This is a genomic window from Legionella busanensis (assembly GCF_900461525.1).
Lineage (GTDB): Bacteria > Pseudomonadota > Gammaproteobacteria > Legionellales > Legionellaceae > Legionella_C > Legionella_C busanensis.
Map to the genome: position 1 here is coordinate 1725385 of NZ_UGOD01000001.1, position 15299 is coordinate 1740683.

Here is a 15299-nt window from a genome sequence, read left to right on the forward strand (position 1 = left end):
ATCTAACTTAACTAAGTATTAAAATAAGGTTTTATCTAAATAGCCAATAAAAGAATAATTATGGACAACAATTATTTAAAAAATACTTCTCTTACGTATCGTGCCGATATTGATGGTTTACGGGCGCTAGCGGTTATCTCGGTGGTAGGATTCCATGCTCTTCCCCATAGTTTACCTGGAGGATTTATTGGTGTTGATATTTTTTTTGTCATTTCAGGTTTTTTAATTTCTACTATTTTATTTAAAAATTTAGAAAACAACCATTTTAGTCTACAAGACTTTTATGCTAAACGAATCAGAAGGATATTTCCTGCGTTATTAACCGTTTTAGTTAGCTGCTTAATATTTGGTTGGATCGTTTTATTTGCATCAGAGTTTCAACAATTAGGCAAACACATTGCCGCAGGTGCAGGTTTTGTTTCTAACTATATACTGTGGCAAGAAGCCGGTTATTTTGATAATGCTGCCCATTACAAGCCGTTGCTACACTTATGGAGCTTAGGCATAGAAGAACAATTCTACTTGATTTGGCCACTCTTATTATGGATTGTTTTTAAAGCACGTTTAAATACCTTGGCCATCTTAGTTTTTATTATTCTTATTTCATTTAGTCTTAATATTAAGATGATTCATCAAGATACTATTGCTACGTTTTATGCACCGCAAACTCGATTTTGGGAATTAATCTGTGGCAGTTTATTAGCTTGGATAAATCTATATAAACAAACAGAATGTGAAAAAATTAAGTTTGGTTTGCAATCCCGATTAGCAACTATTTTTAAGCCTAATTCTTTCCTTGCCACCCCTAACCTTATCAACCATCTCTTAGCGTTCGTAGGCTTGGCTTTAATTATTTATGCTCATTTTAAAGTTAAAAAAACATTTCCTTTTCCTGGCGGCTGGGCAGTTTTGCCTTGTGCAGGAACGATATTATTAATTGCTGCTGGTTCAAAAGCTTGGCTAAATCGTACCTTGTTAGCAAATCGCTTTTTAGTCTGGATAGGTTTAATTAGCTTTCCTCTTTATTTATGGCATTGGCCTATCATATCTTTTATAAAAATTACTGAGCCATCGCCAAGTAAACAATTATGTTTGTTCGGCGTAAGCGTAGCTATTCTTTTAGCTTGGCTAACCTATCAATTTATTGAAAGACCAATGCGATTTGGTGCTTATAGACGAAAAAAAACAATTACTTTAATTATTTTAATGAGTTTTATAGCAGGTGTAGGCGGATTTATTTATAAGCAATCTGGATTAGTCTTTAAATCAACACAAGTGAGTAAGTTCGTTGACTTGCTTAACAATCCTCTTCCATCAGTTGAGGATTTTGAGTGCGGGCAATTAATACCTACATTTAAGCAAAATGCATCTGGTGTAGGGTGTAAGCTATCTAAAAATACCTTGCCTGATATTATGTTTATTGGTGATTCCCATACAGGACATTATCGCAATGCGATTTGGCAGCAATTTTCTAATCACTCTGTGTTATTTATTGTCGAGCCAATGTGTCTTCCTTTTTCCACGCATCACTTTTTAAAAGGTGAGTGTCGAAAAAAATTTGAGGCTATTTTAGAATTTATAAAGACAAACGGAAGTGTTAAAAAAGTTTATTTATCCGGTTATTGGTCTTATCTCATGACCGGTGGCTTTGCTATTCAAAAGGATCATTGGCGACAAGCAAAACCTCTTACTCTTAAAAAAGCACTAAGTTTTCAAGAAAATGGTCGACATTTAATTTCAACCATTTTGGCCGCTAATAAGGAAGTTATCTTTTTAAAAGATATCCCTGACTTAGATTTTAATATTAATACCTGCTTTAAATTAAGGCCTCTTCGTTTATCTTTTCGTCCCCTGCGTACCAATTGTTGGATGGATTTTGCCAGCTATCAAAAACGAATAGCACCTTATGATAAGGTTATTGATAATTTATTAAGCGAGTTTCCTCAAGTTAAGTTGTTTGATCCGCGCCCTTTATTTTGTTCAGACAATAAATGCTATGCACGGGATGCTGAACTACCCTATTACTTTAATGGTGATCATTTAAATCATTATGGCGCAGAGTATGTGTTTAAAAATATGCAAAATTTAATAAGCTAGTGGTGAGCGCCACTAGCTGTAAGTATTGGTGTTTTAAATTAATCGCCCAGAGTATGTTGATATTGCTCTAAACTTTCATCCAAGCTTGCTGCATCTGTTAAGGCTGCAACATTTTCTTTGGTAAAAAACCCATCAAAGCCATGACATCGTTCAACATATTCGGTAATTAATAAGGAATATTGTGAATGCTTAGAAAATATTTGTTTTAAGTCAGGCACATCTGTACAGGCACCAAATACTTGAGCTAAAAATTTAATGGGTAAATTACTTTTTAAAGTGTCAACGACATAATCAATATTTTTTGTGCCTGGGCTATGATCGCCATCACTTATTTCATAAGCGATATGATGCATGCGTCGGCCATAGTTACGTACAAATGTTTCCGTAGGCATAGGGAGGTTTTCAAATGAATTGACCATGTAGGGCGTATTATTAGCGGTAAACACTTTTGCTGGTGATTGAATATCTTTACCATGCGGTGAGCGATTAACATTGGTTGATGAATTCATGTCATAAATATTGTAGGCGCCCCAAAAATAATAGTTAGATAAACATAAAAATTCTAAAATGGCATCTTCTCGCTCACCAGCTAAAATGCGGGTAGCCATATGATCAATGCCTTTTACTAATCCCTTGGTACCTAGATGTGCACCCCATTGATCAGCCTCATTTAGTTGTGCTTCTTGTTCTTTAGTCAGAAAAAATCGCTGTCCTAATTCAAGGCTATCAAAATCCAGGATATCGCTATCAATATAACCAACTCCGTTATAAGTAAAATCAGATAATTTCGTAAAATGAATGTGATTACTGCAATAAAATTTATTTTCCGTCATGTCAGGAATTCTGAAATTAAAATCATGGGAAATAAGAATTTTGCGCACTTCATCTTTATCTTTGCAGCGATAAATTTCACCGACATAGCGGGCATTAAATTTAGGCCGTGCCAAGGGATACATTTTGTTAAGGCGCGTGATATCATCTTTGAAATTAGGATCTAAGGGTTCAAGAACAATATAAACTGGTGCATTTTCGCTATTAACAAGACAATAAAATTTATGGGTGTCGCTAATATAACTTCTAGCATAACGATAAGGGGTCATGTAATACATTTCTTTTAGGTATGGAATTGCATCCCCCGTTTGGACTTGCACAACAATGCCGCACATATCGCCATACAAGTCTTCAAGACCAGACGCTTGCCTTCTTTCATAAATTTTAGTTTTATATTCATTAAAATAAGCAGAATTTTCTTTATCACCTTTAGGTTGATACTCAAATGGATTAATCATTGCTGACCTCTAAGAACAAACAAACTATGCACTTAATATTAATAGTATATATTGTCTATGAAGTTTTGCTTGCAAAGTTACTTAAATGAACCAAAATCATATAGCTAAAATTAAGAAAAACCAGCTTATTAATAAAGTATTTAATTAGCCAGGGAAAGCAAAAGAAGGTTTAACAAAAGGATCACCCTCAGTTATTATAGATTTTAGAAAATGGAAACAGGCGCTCGCTTGCCATTTACGTTGCTCACTTCGCCACTCAGGCCCACGAAGTTTTAAGTGTTTATCATGGACTGGGTCATAGATAATTAGTGTCTCAGGTATATGTATACTTACAGGTGCGCTATCAGGATACCTATATTTATCAGTAGTTTGACTTCCTTTTGTATTAAATCTAATACCATTTTAAACAATGGCTTAGCATATTTTTCATCATTTCAACTAATATTTCTGAACTACATTCACCGCTTAACTTATAAGCACTTGCGAAATTTTCAATGGTGATATTATAAGCTTGATAAATTTTCTTAAAAGGGGTTGTATTTGATAAATTAAATATACCCGTATGACCACTATCTTTGCCGATAAATCCTCGTATTAATAAAATTTGGACAGGAATATTGTTTTTATACTTGCCTTCAAGAATAATGAACGCATGAGTTGTATTATCTTTCGTATTAGGAATAATATTATCCTTTGGGGCTAAAAAGGAATTATCTTCTTCGTCATTTGCCTTACATCTTCCTGCACCGATTACACTCCCGTTTTCTTGCAAAATAATAAAGCTATATTCCTTTGGAATATTTTCAGTATAATACCTACTTTCAATAGTATTCGTAAAAAATTTCATAATTTACAGCACCCTGGCTTTACTTTCACTTTAATCATACCAAAGAAAAATTAAGTAAATATTAAGATTTATTTAGCCCCTTTTTGTTGTTCAGGTAAGCCCTAAAAAACTATTTTACGATAACTTCGCGACTATCTTACAAGGCAGTCCTGTTTTTTCTGGTAAATTTAACCACATAAGATGAATTTGAAAATCGCCTTTTACTTGGGTGATTAGTGAATCTAGATTAGTAATATTCTCAACAATATAAACACTTTGTGCTTCACAACGTTTGTCAGCTAATGCATGCTCTTTGCCCCGACGAATACCGGCTGCATCAATAGCGATAATATGAATTTTCTTAGCAATTAAAATATCAATTAAGGCATCCGATAATTGAGGATGTTGATAAAAGTAAGCTTGGGAGCCATAGGTATGCTCTTTAATTCTATCCGTTTTAAATATCAGGCAGTCTTTAGCTTTTATTGCATCTATATCAATATCTGTACTTTCAATGTCACGATCTTTAATATGACTTACGTCAAATAATAAAGCTCGATTTGCCATATATTCGAGGGGTATTTCTGTTTGCAAATGGATATCAATGTGAGTACCATAATGGCCAGATTTAAAAATTATATCCGCTTTTTCATTCATAATTTCCTTATCCATGCTTAATTCATTCAAGCTAAGTGTTAAGTCAATATACATTATTACATCCTCGTCTTCTTTAAATAAATCTTATAGTAGTTTTTATTAAGATGTATTAATATCTTTGTTTTGACAAAAAATAATGAAATTAAGACATGCCTTACTATACTGTCAAAGATAAAATTGATCCTGATGAAATTGATTCACCGATGATAGGGTTTGCCTTTGACAATTATCCAACCACGCCGGGTGAACACTGTCATCGCAAAGGACAACTCTTATATTGTAGTCAAGGAGTGACGCATTTTTACTGTCAGGGGCGCTATTTCTTATTACCACCCAGCAAAGCAGCGTGGATTCCTCCTAATGTAGTACATGATGTTCACTCAGCAAGTAAAGTGAGTTATCGCTCATTATATATTAAGGTAGAACATTTTTTACCACTGCCTAATACAATGGAAATATTACAGGTAGAACCCTTATTAAAATTAATGGTTGATAAATTTTGTTTTGTTAAACCAGACTATTTGCAAGATAGTCCTGAGTTTCGACTAGCCACTGTTATTGTTGATTTTATTAAGCAAGCAATAACACTACCGCTATCTTTACCAAAACCTATGGATAAACGTTTAAATAAAATTTTTCAGACAATACTGCAAGCGCCTGGTGAAGCAAAATCTGTAAATGATTATGCTCAAATGGTAAATATTACTGCACGGACGCTAAATCGAATTACACAAAAAGAGATAGGCCTAAGTTTTGAAAAATGGCGTATGGAATTGCGCTTAATGCATGCCTTTGTGTTACTTGAACGCGGCTATTCTGTCACGCAAGTCAGCCAAAGCTTAGGCTACAGTAATGACAGTAGTTTTATTGCCCGCTTTAAGCAATGGGCTGGCGAAACACCTGCGCAATATCGACGCAAGGTTCAGATCGGCCACTAAATGCTCTATGCCAACTTAGTTGTATCAAGCGCTATACTATAATAACCAATAAAGAATTTATTTCTTTAATCACTTAATAATAACTTATGGACTTTAATCAGGGAAGGATAAACCTGCATGCCAAAAATGAAAATTAAAAATATTTCCATGTATTATGAAGTGCATGGCGTTGGTGAGCCTATTATTTTTATTGCTGGTTTTAGTGTTGATCATAGCGTTTGGCAAGAAGTTTTGCCTTATTTCAAAGATAAATACAAAGTGATTTTGCTTGATAATCGCGGTGCTGGCCAAACAGATATACCTCCAGGTTCGTATACTATTGCTGAAATGGCAGACGATGTTGTCCAATTATGTGGGCAACTTAAAATCAAACAAGCACATTTTGTGGGTAATTCTATGGGTGGGCTTATTGTGCAAACATTAGCCTTTAAACAGCCAGATTTAGTGAAATCAGCAACTATTAGTAATGCTGTCATGACTATACATACCCCCTACCACCTTTATATGGATGCCCAGCTTGATTTACTGAAAGCGCAAGCGCCTATGCACACCTTAATTAAGGCCTCAGCAAGTTGGCTTTTTTCTTTTCAATTTCTTTCAAAACCGGGGGCTGTTGAGCAATTAATTCAACAGGGATTAAGCAATCCCTACCCTTTTACGCTACCAGGCTATGAAGGACAATATAGAGCATTAGCAAACTTTGATTCTAGCGCTTGGGTGAGCCAAATTAAAGTACCAACTCTGGTATTAGCCGGTGATGAAGATTTAATTTTTAATAAAGAAGCAGTCCATAATTTAGCAAAAAATATGTTAAATGCAGAATATTTTTGTTTTACTCATTGTGGTCATTTACCTTATATCGAATACCCAAAACTCTTTGCTAGTGAGATAAAATCTTTTCATGCTAAACTTGACTAGCCAATTTAAAAAATTTTTGATTAAGGATGGTATAGCTGGCTAAAGTTATCATTGCTATGATGACAAGGCTTAAAAGGAGAAGCAAACAGTAATTTAATTGGCTAGTTGCTAAATTTGTTGGCGGATAAAAACTTACACTAAACGCAATTAGGCTACCACCTATCCCTAATAAACCTAGAGTAATAACCCACCATTTATTCGTTTTTTGCTGCTGTAAGGCGAGACAAATAGCACTTAAAAACATTAAGACATACATAACTAAATACATTTGGGTGGCAAGTACAATCATAAGCCAATAAGACATGTTTACCGATGGAAAAAATAAAAAAAGAATGCTAATGATGGAAATAATACTAGCTTGAATTACTAAAAGTTGATTGTTAACGTTATCGGTATGAACGGCATTACCCTCTTTCTTAAAAGCAAAAGTGAGCCCTTTAATAGGTGAAATCAACCAATTATTAGCACAACCAACACAACCAATAAAGACCATCATATCAATGATAAGGGCTATTTTGTCTAATTTTATTTGACTGAAGAAAATTTGAAATAAATCAGGAATGCCGGTAATAAAACTAAGTTGCTGGCTTGGAATAATAAGCGCTAAGGTTAGTGCACCAAAAAGCATAGTAAAAAAAATAATAAAGGTAGAAAAACCAATCGCTCTAGGTAGCGCATTTGCTTTACTTTCTTTGGCATGTATTGCTGCAATTTCAATGCCGCAAAAAGAAAGAATAATGGCTGTTAAAGCTGCCCACGAATTTTCTGTATTCGATGTCAGCGTGGTAAGTGTGTGCGGATTGATTATGAGCCATTCTATACCAATCGCTAGAATTAAAATGAAGGGTATAATAAGGCCAACAAAAGAACAACATATTGTCAGAAAAGAGGATAAAGAAAAGCCGCGCCGATTAATCCAAGTTAACCCCCAAATTAAGCTATTGGTAATTAGAAAAATAAGGTGGTTATTTTGCGCTAAAGAGCCATCAAAACAATATAAAAAAAGACCAGCAATAAAGGCTAAAAATGTTGGAAAGATAAAAAGATTTTGCATAAACTGAAGCCAGATAGCAACAAAACCAAATCCTTTGCCCAAACTTAATTTTACCCAGCCATAGATACCTTCATCCGACTGTTGGGTAAACCAGCTAGTAATCACGGCACAGGGTAGAAGAAAAAAAAGAAACGCTAGCAAAAAATAGAAAAATAGATCGCGACCCATAGTAGCTGCTGCGGGTAAATTACGAATACTATCAACCGAGCAAACGATAATTAAAGTTAATTGTAGTGAGCTTAATTTTTTTAGCATTAAAATCTCAGCGATAAGCAGCTTAAGCCACCATCAATTTTTTCAAATTCAGAAACATCTACAGTAAGCGTTTTAAACCCAAGTTCTTCTAGACTTTGTGCAGTCTTTTTAAATCCTGCTGGCAAAATAATATTATTATTAATATTTATTGAATTTGCTGCATAAGTTTCTTCTGCAGTTACAATGATTTGATTAAAAGATTGCCATGCGGGATGATTAATTAATTCTCCTGCCACTAATAAATAATTATTACCCAGGTAAGATACACCACTTTTTAAATGCAGAAACTCTTTCAGCTCAATAGTAGAGCTGGTAAAACCGAAAGCGGTTAAAATAGCTGCTAACTGATCTGCACCGTGTTGATTGGTGCGTTTCGATAGCCCAATATAAAAATGATTTTCTACTCTTAAGACATCACCTGCATCGACGGTACCAGGTGCTTTGATTTTTTCAATACGATCTTGATAAAAAGAGGCAATAAAAGGCTCAATCAAAGCAACTTCGCCTTGTCTGCTTAAAGCACCAGGGTGAGTTAAAATAGCAACTTTTTCTGTTAATAATGCTGTATCTTCAACAAAGCAAGCATCTGGATAGTGTTCTAAAGGAGGCAAAGTTGTTATCTCAAGTCCGCAACTGTTAAGCGCGGTAATATAATTTTGATGCTGCACTAAAGCATGATCAAAACTTACCGGTAGAGGATTTTGATTTGAAGTTAAGCCCTGAGTCATACTGGCAGTGGGACTACGAACAAGCGCTTGTGAATACATAAACTGATTTACCAACTGTAAAAGTGTTTTATTATAAACATAAAATAAAAATGTTTAAGTAAATTTATCTGATGAAAATTTTTACCAGTATTCGCTAATTGCACGCGTGCCTAAATATTCTTCAATACGTTTTTTTGTCGCAGGTGAAATATCTTGAGGTAAATTATCTAAGTCAAACCATTGCTGTGCAGCAATTTCAGCAGAGTGGCTTGCCTTTTGTAGCAGCGCCTGACAAATATAAAAAATAATATAATCATCGCGTTTCTCATTATTACTATAATAAACAGCAAATAATTGAGCTGGCGTTAAAAGGCTAACCCCAACTTCTTCTTTAAGCTCTCTTTGTAATGCTTGATAAGGCGTTTCACCAGGCTCAACCCCACCACCAATGGTATACCAACCTAATTGATAGGTATGTTTAACCAATAAAATTTTCTCATCTTGAATAAGTAAGGCGCGTACTCCTATCGTTCGTTTGGCAAAAAGAGAAAAAAGCGCATTTTTGGCTAAGTGGTAAAAACGCATCATGACGTTATTGCTTCCTTTTAAAGCGGCTGAAAATTAATTTTATTGCATAACTAACTCTATATAAACAGGAAGCTTTAGGGTTAAGAGATTTTTAATAACAACAACAATAGGGTTCTGCAAAGAAGCAGAACCCTACTTAAGTTAAAATTAAGGGATAAAGACATCTTTTTGAACTAACGACGAACGCTTACCATTCTGGCAAACTGTATTCATAAAATAAGTAAATTTTCCAGAAGTACCGGGTAAGCTTTTATCCGTCCAAGTTAAAGACGCACCACGCCATATTAAACGCTTGATCCAATCTTTCACTTCATAAGAAGCAGCTGCTGCACCACTAGTTGGTTTACCCCATTTTAAAGTGATTGATTTTTTATCAGCAGTATAGGTTGCTGTAATATTATTAGGCGGATTACAGACGCTATCAGAAACAAAAACATCATACTGAATGTCAGCTGACTCTTGTCCACCACAAACTGACGTTAGAAAATAAGTATATTTACCAGGTTGGCCAGGTAAAGTCTTATCTGTAAAGGTAAGCTGCGTACCTTCCCAGATTAAATTTTTGCGCCAATCTTTTACACGATATAATTGAACTGCTGCGCCATCTTGTGGTTTATCCCAATTAAGGGTCGCACTTCTTAAATCGTCAGTATAAGAAGAGGTAATATTTATTGGTGGTTTACATTGATCCGTAGGAGTACTGCCACCTACTTCATAAACCTTAATGCTATTTACATCCATACTTGCCTTTTGCATTTGCGGATTAGGCGCACCAGCATAAGGTCCACCGATAGCTAAATTGACTATCAAATAAAATCCACCATTAGGATCATTAAAACCACGTCTAAAGGCGTTAGCGCCATCAGCAGGTAAAGTATCGGTCCTTAAAGGGCCCCAAACGCGAGCGTTATCAATAAAGCCGGTCATGATATAGCCACCATTAGCGCTTTGTGGGTCCTTTTCCCATTCAAACCCCCATGTATGTGGTTGCTTATAAGCTAGCTCAGGAAAAGTATGGCTATCTAAACCATAACCCCAACCGCGACAATCAAAACCTCCACAACTTGGATCATTACCATTAAAATGAAGTGCGGCCGTAGTGACATTAAATGCTGTATCTTTAGGATAAGCCTCCATAATATCAAATTCGCCATTTAGCGGCCATTCATTATCATAAGTCGGCATCATCCAAATAGCGGGCCAAAGTCCTCGATTATATTCAGCTGGATTTGTTCCATTCTGACAGCGACCATCCGCGCTTGCTGTACAAAAGGGTAATCGAACATTAACTTCTAAATAACCATGAGTAGTTACTTTAGTTGTCCAAGGCGTTGATGGTGTTGGAGAATTATAAGGCGGTGAGGTCAAATTATGGCGAGTCATAATTTCCCCTGTGCGCCAAAAACCAGGATTTATAAGATCAGCTAGCAAAGTTAGTGTGCCATCAGCCTTTTTAGTGACTTTGGAAACATCATAAACATTTATCTCGCCAGACATGCGATGATCATAATTAGTTGGTGAATAATAATTTAGGCCTTCCGGTGACTTATCTTTCAAAATATCGGTTTTTAATTCACATGATTTTGCTTGATCAAAAGGACAAGGGGCGGCATAAATAACCTGAGAAAGTAAGAGTGACGGTAGAATCCATTTCTTTTTCATAGCTATTCCTTTTTTTTAATTAGAACTCTTTACATCCTATAACAGCTTAGCATAAGAAATTTTAGATACGAAAAAATAGTACAAATTTATTGCGGGTCTTTTTTAAGATTGCTATAACTAGTTAAGTTTAAAAAAAGTTTATCCTTTTAATAAAACCTTAAATTTAGTATTTTACACTCCCTTTTATTTAACTCAGAATAGATTTAATTTAAATACGCAATCATAAATTTGGTATGCTTTAATTTAAATATCTAATGTATTATTGGAAATAGAAATGAATAAACCGATGCGCATATTAATAGTTGAAGATGCAAAAGCAGCGCAAGTGGTGGCTAAATTACACTTAACTGAATTAAATTGTATTGTAGATACAGCTGATAATGGTACGGCAGCTTTTGAGAAAGCTAATAAAATACACTATGATGCTATTTTAATGGATTTAGGTTTGAGCAATGGCCCGAATGGCTTTGAGGCAACCAACTTAATTAAGACGCAGAGTCTTTTAAATAAAGACACACCAATCATAGCTCTAACTATTCACAGCGAAGCCCAATTTAATGCCCAAGCTGCTGCGGTTGGTATGGCAGGTTTTCTTTATAAGCCTTTTACGCTCTCCGAAGCAAAAGAATTAGTCGATTCAATTAAAAAGTTGTAACGGTTTAATTTCTTATAATGCCCCAAGTTAAACAAATTCCTCACACAGTTATCCACAGATTCTGGGGATAACTTTTAGCAGTTAAGTTGCAAAAGAAATTAAAATTAACAAACTTTCATAAAAACAAATTTACTTTGGCTTTTTATAACGATAAGCAGCTGCTGAAGGTAAAAAAACCTCATCTTCAATCTTTTTATCATATCTTACTGTTGTCAAATCACGTTTTTGTCGTCGACTAAAATTCACATCAGGAAGAGGTAAATCATCCTGTTGTAGATAAATAATTGGCATGGAAGTCATTAATTTTCGCGTAATAGATAAGCCCTCTTCATTTTTAAACGTGGCAATGTTTGCTGCCCACAGCGATTGCGTATCCCGATGTATGGCTAATTTATCATCATCTAAGTATTGTAATTTTTGTTGTTGTACATCAATATGTCGGCCCTTACCTATTTTATTTAATCTTGCCGCGAGCTCTTTTTTAGTGATGATAATATGGGAATTATGTTTTACTTGCGTAAAGGCAATACGCCTTGGATGGTAATCAATACAAGGTATATGACGATAAACTTGTTTTAATTTAAGCCGCGGAAATCCTGCATTTTTTAATAAAGTATGAACAACCTGCGTATCTTTAGTTTGTAATTCACTTAAATACTCATTAATTACCAACTTTAATTGATCTTTACTTTGATTAACTAAACTTACTAAGTGCAAAGTTGTTAAATTACCACCTAATGCCCCTTGAAATGATTTAGTATGTTGGGGCGTTTCAAGATCACCAGGATAAAAATCTGTTAACGCAGCAATGAAAAGACTGTAATCAGAAATTAATAATTCTTTATTAGCTGGATCATTAATCCAAACGGGGTTGTTTTTTAATTGCGTATAGACATGCGTTTGGAACTCATCTAAGCTTTTTAGTAAAGCATTAAAGCAATCAATTATAGTAATTGCACTCATCACTGAGCCACCTTTGTTTTTAGTCGAATCACAATATTTATTTCTTATTATACTAATAATTTTACACCTATAGGAGCGAGCTAAAGTAGATTTTATTCATAAATTTTATTCAATTGAATTATAAAGTTTGCTTGATAGTTTATTTTAATTTAAATTGTTGCAAAATGAGTCACAAGGTCTATCATTTTGGATAATGACAGTAAAGTTATTTTAACAACAAGAAGGAACCGCTTATGTTTATAAAAAGAAATATTAGCAAGGGCCTAATTGGTCTTCTCGTTTCCACCTCAAGTCATGCTTTCTATACTCAAAGTGGTAGTATTTATGACAGTGCTGGTAATATCGTAAAAATTGATGGTATATCTTGGTCAGGCTTTCAAGATTCAAAAATCGTACAAGGCTTAGCATCAAACCCCTTTTATGCGGTGGGTAATTTTTCTACTAACTACAGTAAGACCTATGGCATGATGGATGCGTTAGTACGTCCTTGGGATTTTACAGACTCTGGGGTAACTAAAGCAAATGGTGTAGCGTTTAAAACGATTCGTCTGCCCATTCAACCTGGTGTCCTGTATGATAACACAGGGCAAGTGGATATGAATCGATCCCTCGCTAATAAGGCTGAACCAACTCGTGCCAATGGTATATTTTGTAAAGTCTGGGAAACTAATGGTTCAGCTTGTGCGCAAACTGTAACGCCGCAAGAAGCATTTTGGATTACGCTTGAAGAATTTAAAAAAAATAATGTCAAAGTGTTAATCGATTTTCACCATAAATATGGCTATGGAGATGGTTTCCGGGATGGTACGGTCTATAGCTTAACTCAGTATGAAGCAGATTTAAAATTACTTGCTAATGAGATTAAGGCACGTAATTTAACCAATGTGATAGGGATTGATGTGTTTAATGAACCGCATCGACTTTTTTGGTTTCGTGATAATGCCGATCAGCCCGCTTGGATAAAAGTAATAGCCACAGCTGCTAAAGTCTTTAAACAATATAATCCAGATGTATTATTATTTGTTGAAGGTTCAGGCCCTGGGTCAGGTGATCCTGATCAACCGGTAGCTTGTGTTAAAGAAACTGATTTAGTGCCCAATCCTGAAGCTTATGCGATTTCAGACGATCCTACAAATTGCGCAACTGGAACAAAACGTGTCGAATTTAAAGGAAATTGGGGCGAAGACTTTAAACCTTTATTAGATAAAGCCAATGCTAAGAATGGTGTACCTAGTTTTAACCGTGCAGGCTTTATTCAACAACTTAAAACTGCCGGTTTAGATGATGCAACGATTACCTGGTTAATGGGTGATGCGACTGCTAACAAAGCGCACCTTGTGTTTTCACCACACGTCTATCCACGTGAAGTAGGTACTTGGGAGTCAGCACCAGGTAAACCGAGTGAGCTTCGTTTTAATTGGACTTGGGGATTTTTAAAGAAAGCAGGTTATCCTGTTGTTTTAGGAGAAGCCTCCTGGAAAAGTGCGGAAGGTCTTGCCTTTTTCCAAAAAGCACTAGTGCCTTACATGATAGCTAATGGCATGCAGAATGATTTATTCTTCTGGGCAGTTGGTTATTTAGGCGACACCATTAGTTTAATTGATCCAAATGGCGGTGCAATTAATCTTCAAGCTGAAAAAGTGTTGCATGATTTATTTAGTCAAACAATCGCCACAGGTAAACTCAATGTAACCTTTACTTCACCTGGATTCCCAGTGAAAGGAGCAGCTACATTAACTGTTAAAGAAACACAGCAAACATATAGTTGTGATATAACCAATGGCTGCTCTCTTGATTTAGATAGTGGCTCATATAATTTGCTAGTTGCTGACAGTTATCAAATAGATAATACAGCTCATCTTGTTTACCAAGTTAAAGCGAGTAACTCTCCTATTACTTTTAAAATTACTAATGGTCAAGCAACAGATGTCAATGTTAGCTTGCAAGGCCAACAAATAGGAACCCAGCCTGCAACACAAGTAAGTTATAAAGTTAATTTATTAGATGAAAAAGGAAATCCTGTAAGTACGCAGGCTTTAACAACACAACTTACGTTCACTTCCGATGTAAATAATCAAAATATTTTAACTTGCACAACGCAAAATGGAGTATGTAGTTCAACAATTTATAACCAAAATATAAATAGTAAGACAGGTGCATTTAGCAATGAAACTTATCAAGTTGGACTACCTAATTCCATTACCTTTAATGGTAAAACTTATAGCCTCGTAGCGGATAAAAGCGCTAGGAGTTTAACCGTAACAGGTACAGCTAATCAATTACAGTTAAATGCGGTTTATCAAACGGGTGCAGTTAGCCAACAAAATTGTAATGTGAAGTTTACTTTGCAAAACCGTTGGGACTCTGGTGCTGTTTTTCAAGGTAGTATTACCAATACAAGCACCAACGCTGCAATTAAGAGTTTTACCTTTAAAATTAGCTTCAATGGCAGTGAAATAAGTAACCCAACCATTGTAAGTTATTGGATTGGTAGCAATCAAACTTATTCAATGAATGGTGGCGTCTTTACTTTTAGCGCGAATACTTATGACCCTTATAACGGCCTACCTCCTGGGCAACAACAAGGTATAGGATTCCAAGTCTCAGGAGCAATGACTAAAGATCCAACCGTGACTGTAATTAGTTGTGAAGCTAAATAATGATTAAGTTGGGCTCAAATAAAGCCCAAC

Annotated in this window: 13 protein-coding genes; 5 read left to right on the plus strand and 8 right to left on the minus strand. The window is 35.3% G+C overall.

The window, feature by feature from the left end; all coding sequences use genetic code 11:
* Nucleotides 1–60: 60 nt before the first annotated feature.
* Complete coding sequence (locus DYH30_RS07750; RefSeq protein ID WP_115331109.1) at nucleotides 61–2097, plus strand: acyltransferase family protein; 2037 nt, start codon at nucleotides 61–63, stop codon at nucleotides 2095–2097.
* Nucleotides 2098–2135: 38 nt separating this feature from the next.
* On the opposite strand, the gene DYH30_RS07755 is transcribed toward DYH30_RS07750, so the two are convergent.
* From DYH30_RS07755 to DYH30_RS07765, 3 genes are all read right to left on the minus strand, one after another.
* Nucleotides 2136–3386: a hypothetical protein gene (locus DYH30_RS07755; RefSeq protein WP_115331110.1), complete on the minus strand. Its 1251-nt coding sequence runs from the start codon at nucleotides 3384–3386 to the stop codon at nucleotides 2136–2138.
* Between the two features lie 391 nt (nucleotides 3387–3777).
* Nucleotides 3778–4233 (minus strand): hypothetical protein, encoded by a 456-nt coding sequence (locus DYH30_RS07760; RefSeq protein ID WP_115331111.1) that lies wholly within the window; start codon nucleotides 4231–4233, stop codon nucleotides 3778–3780.
* 114 nt (nucleotides 4234–4347) lie between these two features.
* A complete protein-coding gene (locus DYH30_RS07765; RefSeq protein WP_115331112.1) occupies nucleotides 4348–4923 on the minus strand; it encodes a cyclase family protein in 576 nt (191 codons plus the stop codon).
* 95 nt (nucleotides 4924–5018) lie between these two features.
* Here DYH30_RS07765 and DYH30_RS07770 point away from each other — a divergent pair, with 95 nt between their 5' ends.
* Both DYH30_RS07770 and DYH30_RS07775 read left to right on the plus strand, forming a co-directional pair.
* Entirely contained in the window at nucleotides 5019–5807 is a 789-nt protein-coding gene (locus DYH30_RS07770) for an AraC family transcriptional regulator (RefSeq protein WP_115331113.1), read from the plus strand.
* 117 nt (nucleotides 5808–5924) lie between these two features.
* The gene (locus tag DYH30_RS07775; RefSeq protein ID WP_115331114.1) at nucleotides 5925–6725 is read left to right on the plus strand and encodes an alpha/beta fold hydrolase; all 801 of its coding nucleotides are present in this window, start codon (nucleotides 5925–5927) and stop codon (nucleotides 6723–6725) included.
* Here DYH30_RS07775 and DYH30_RS07780 read toward each other — a convergent pair.
* The 4 genes from DYH30_RS07780 to DYH30_RS07795 form a co-directional block, all read right to left on the minus strand.
* Nucleotides 6712–8034 carry an APC family permease gene (locus DYH30_RS07780; protein ID WP_115331115.1) on the minus strand — a complete coding sequence of 441 codons (1323 nt, stop codon included), beginning with the start codon at nucleotides 8032–8034 and terminating at the stop codon, nucleotides 6712–6714. The two genes, DYH30_RS07775 and DYH30_RS07780, sit on opposite strands and share 14 nt — an antisense overlap.
* Nucleotides 8034–8801, minus strand: coding sequence for a dimethylarginine dimethylaminohydrolase family protein (locus tag DYH30_RS07785; RefSeq protein WP_115331116.1), 768 nt, complete (start codon nucleotides 8799–8801; stop codon nucleotides 8034–8036). Before DYH30_RS07785 ends, DYH30_RS07780 begins: the two co-directional genes overlap by 1 nt.
* 81 nt (nucleotides 8802–8882) lie before the next feature.
* A complete protein-coding gene (locus DYH30_RS07790) occupies nucleotides 8883–9329 on the minus strand; it encodes an NUDIX domain-containing protein (RefSeq protein ID WP_115331117.1) in 447 nt (148 codons plus the stop codon).
* Nucleotides 9330–9476: 147 nt separating this feature from the next.
* Nucleotides 9477–10991 carry a LamG domain-containing protein gene (locus tag DYH30_RS07795; protein WP_115331118.1) on the minus strand — a complete coding sequence of 505 codons (1515 nt, stop codon included), beginning with the start codon at nucleotides 10989–10991 and terminating at the stop codon, nucleotides 9477–9479.
* A gap of 274 nt (nucleotides 10992–11265) precedes the next feature.
* Here DYH30_RS07795 and DYH30_RS07800 point away from each other — a divergent pair, with 274 nt between their 5' ends.
* Nucleotides 11266–11646 (plus strand): response regulator, encoded by a 381-nt coding sequence (locus tag DYH30_RS07800; RefSeq protein ID WP_115331119.1) that lies wholly within the window; start codon nucleotides 11266–11268, stop codon nucleotides 11644–11646.
* A gap of 129 nt (nucleotides 11647–11775) precedes the next feature.
* On the opposite strand, the gene DYH30_RS07805 is transcribed toward DYH30_RS07800, so the two are convergent.
* Complete coding sequence (locus DYH30_RS07805) at nucleotides 11776–12609, minus strand: hypothetical protein (protein WP_115331120.1); 834 nt, start codon at nucleotides 12607–12609, stop codon at nucleotides 11776–11778.
* A 233-nt stretch (nucleotides 12610–12842) separates the two neighbouring features.
* On the opposite strand from DYH30_RS07805, the gene DYH30_RS17945 reads away from it, so the two are divergent.
* Nucleotides 12843–15269, plus strand: coding sequence for a cellulose binding domain-containing protein (locus tag DYH30_RS17945; protein WP_160116179.1), 2427 nt, complete (start codon nucleotides 12843–12845; stop codon nucleotides 15267–15269).
* The last annotated feature ends 30 nt before the right edge of the window (nucleotides 15270–15299 follow it).

Excerpts from the sequence above, each read along its gene's own strand:
- DYH30_RS07750 (WP_115331109.1), top strand. The coding sequence starts at position 61 with ATGGACAACAATTATTTAAAAAATACTTCTCTTACGTATCGTGCCGAT.
- DYH30_RS07755 (WP_115331110.1), bottom strand. The coding sequence starts at position 3,386 with ATGATTAATCCATTTGAGTATCAACCTAAAGGTGATAAAGAAAATTCT.
- DYH30_RS07760 (WP_115331111.1), bottom strand. The coding sequence starts at position 4,233 with ATGAAATTTTTTACGAATACTATTGAAAGTAGGTATTATACTGAAAAT.
- DYH30_RS07765 (WP_115331112.1), bottom strand. The coding sequence starts at position 4,923 with ATGTATATTGACTTAACACTTAGCTTGAATGAATTAAGCATGGATAAG.
- DYH30_RS07770 (WP_115331113.1), top strand. The coding sequence starts at position 5,019 with ATGCCTTACTATACTGTCAAAGATAAAATTGATCCTGATGAAATTGAT.
- DYH30_RS07775 (WP_115331114.1), top strand. The coding sequence starts at position 5,925 with ATGCCAAAAATGAAAATTAAAAATATTTCCATGTATTATGAAGTGCAT.
- DYH30_RS07780 (WP_115331115.1), bottom strand. The coding sequence starts at position 8,034 with ATGCTAAAAAAATTAAGCTCACTACAATTAACTTTAATTATCGTTTGC.
- DYH30_RS07785 (WP_115331116.1), bottom strand. The coding sequence starts at position 8,801 with ATGTATTCACAAGCGCTTGTTCGTAGTCCCACTGCCAGTATGACTCAG.
- DYH30_RS07790 (WP_115331117.1), bottom strand. The coding sequence starts at position 9,329 with ATGATGCGTTTTTACCACTTAGCCAAAAATGCGCTTTTTTCTCTTTTT.
- DYH30_RS07795 (WP_115331118.1), bottom strand. The coding sequence starts at position 10,991 with ATGAAAAAGAAATGGATTCTACCGTCACTCTTACTTTCTCAGGTTATT.
- DYH30_RS07800 (WP_115331119.1), top strand. The coding sequence starts at position 11,266 with ATGAATAAACCGATGCGCATATTAATAGTTGAAGATGCAAAAGCAGCG.
- DYH30_RS07805 (WP_115331120.1), bottom strand. The coding sequence starts at position 12,609 with ATGAGTGCAATTACTATAATTGATTGCTTTAATGCTTTACTAAAAAGC.
- DYH30_RS17945 (WP_160116179.1), top strand. The coding sequence starts at position 12,843 with ATGTTTATAAAAAGAAATATTAGCAAGGGCCTAATTGGTCTTCTCGTT.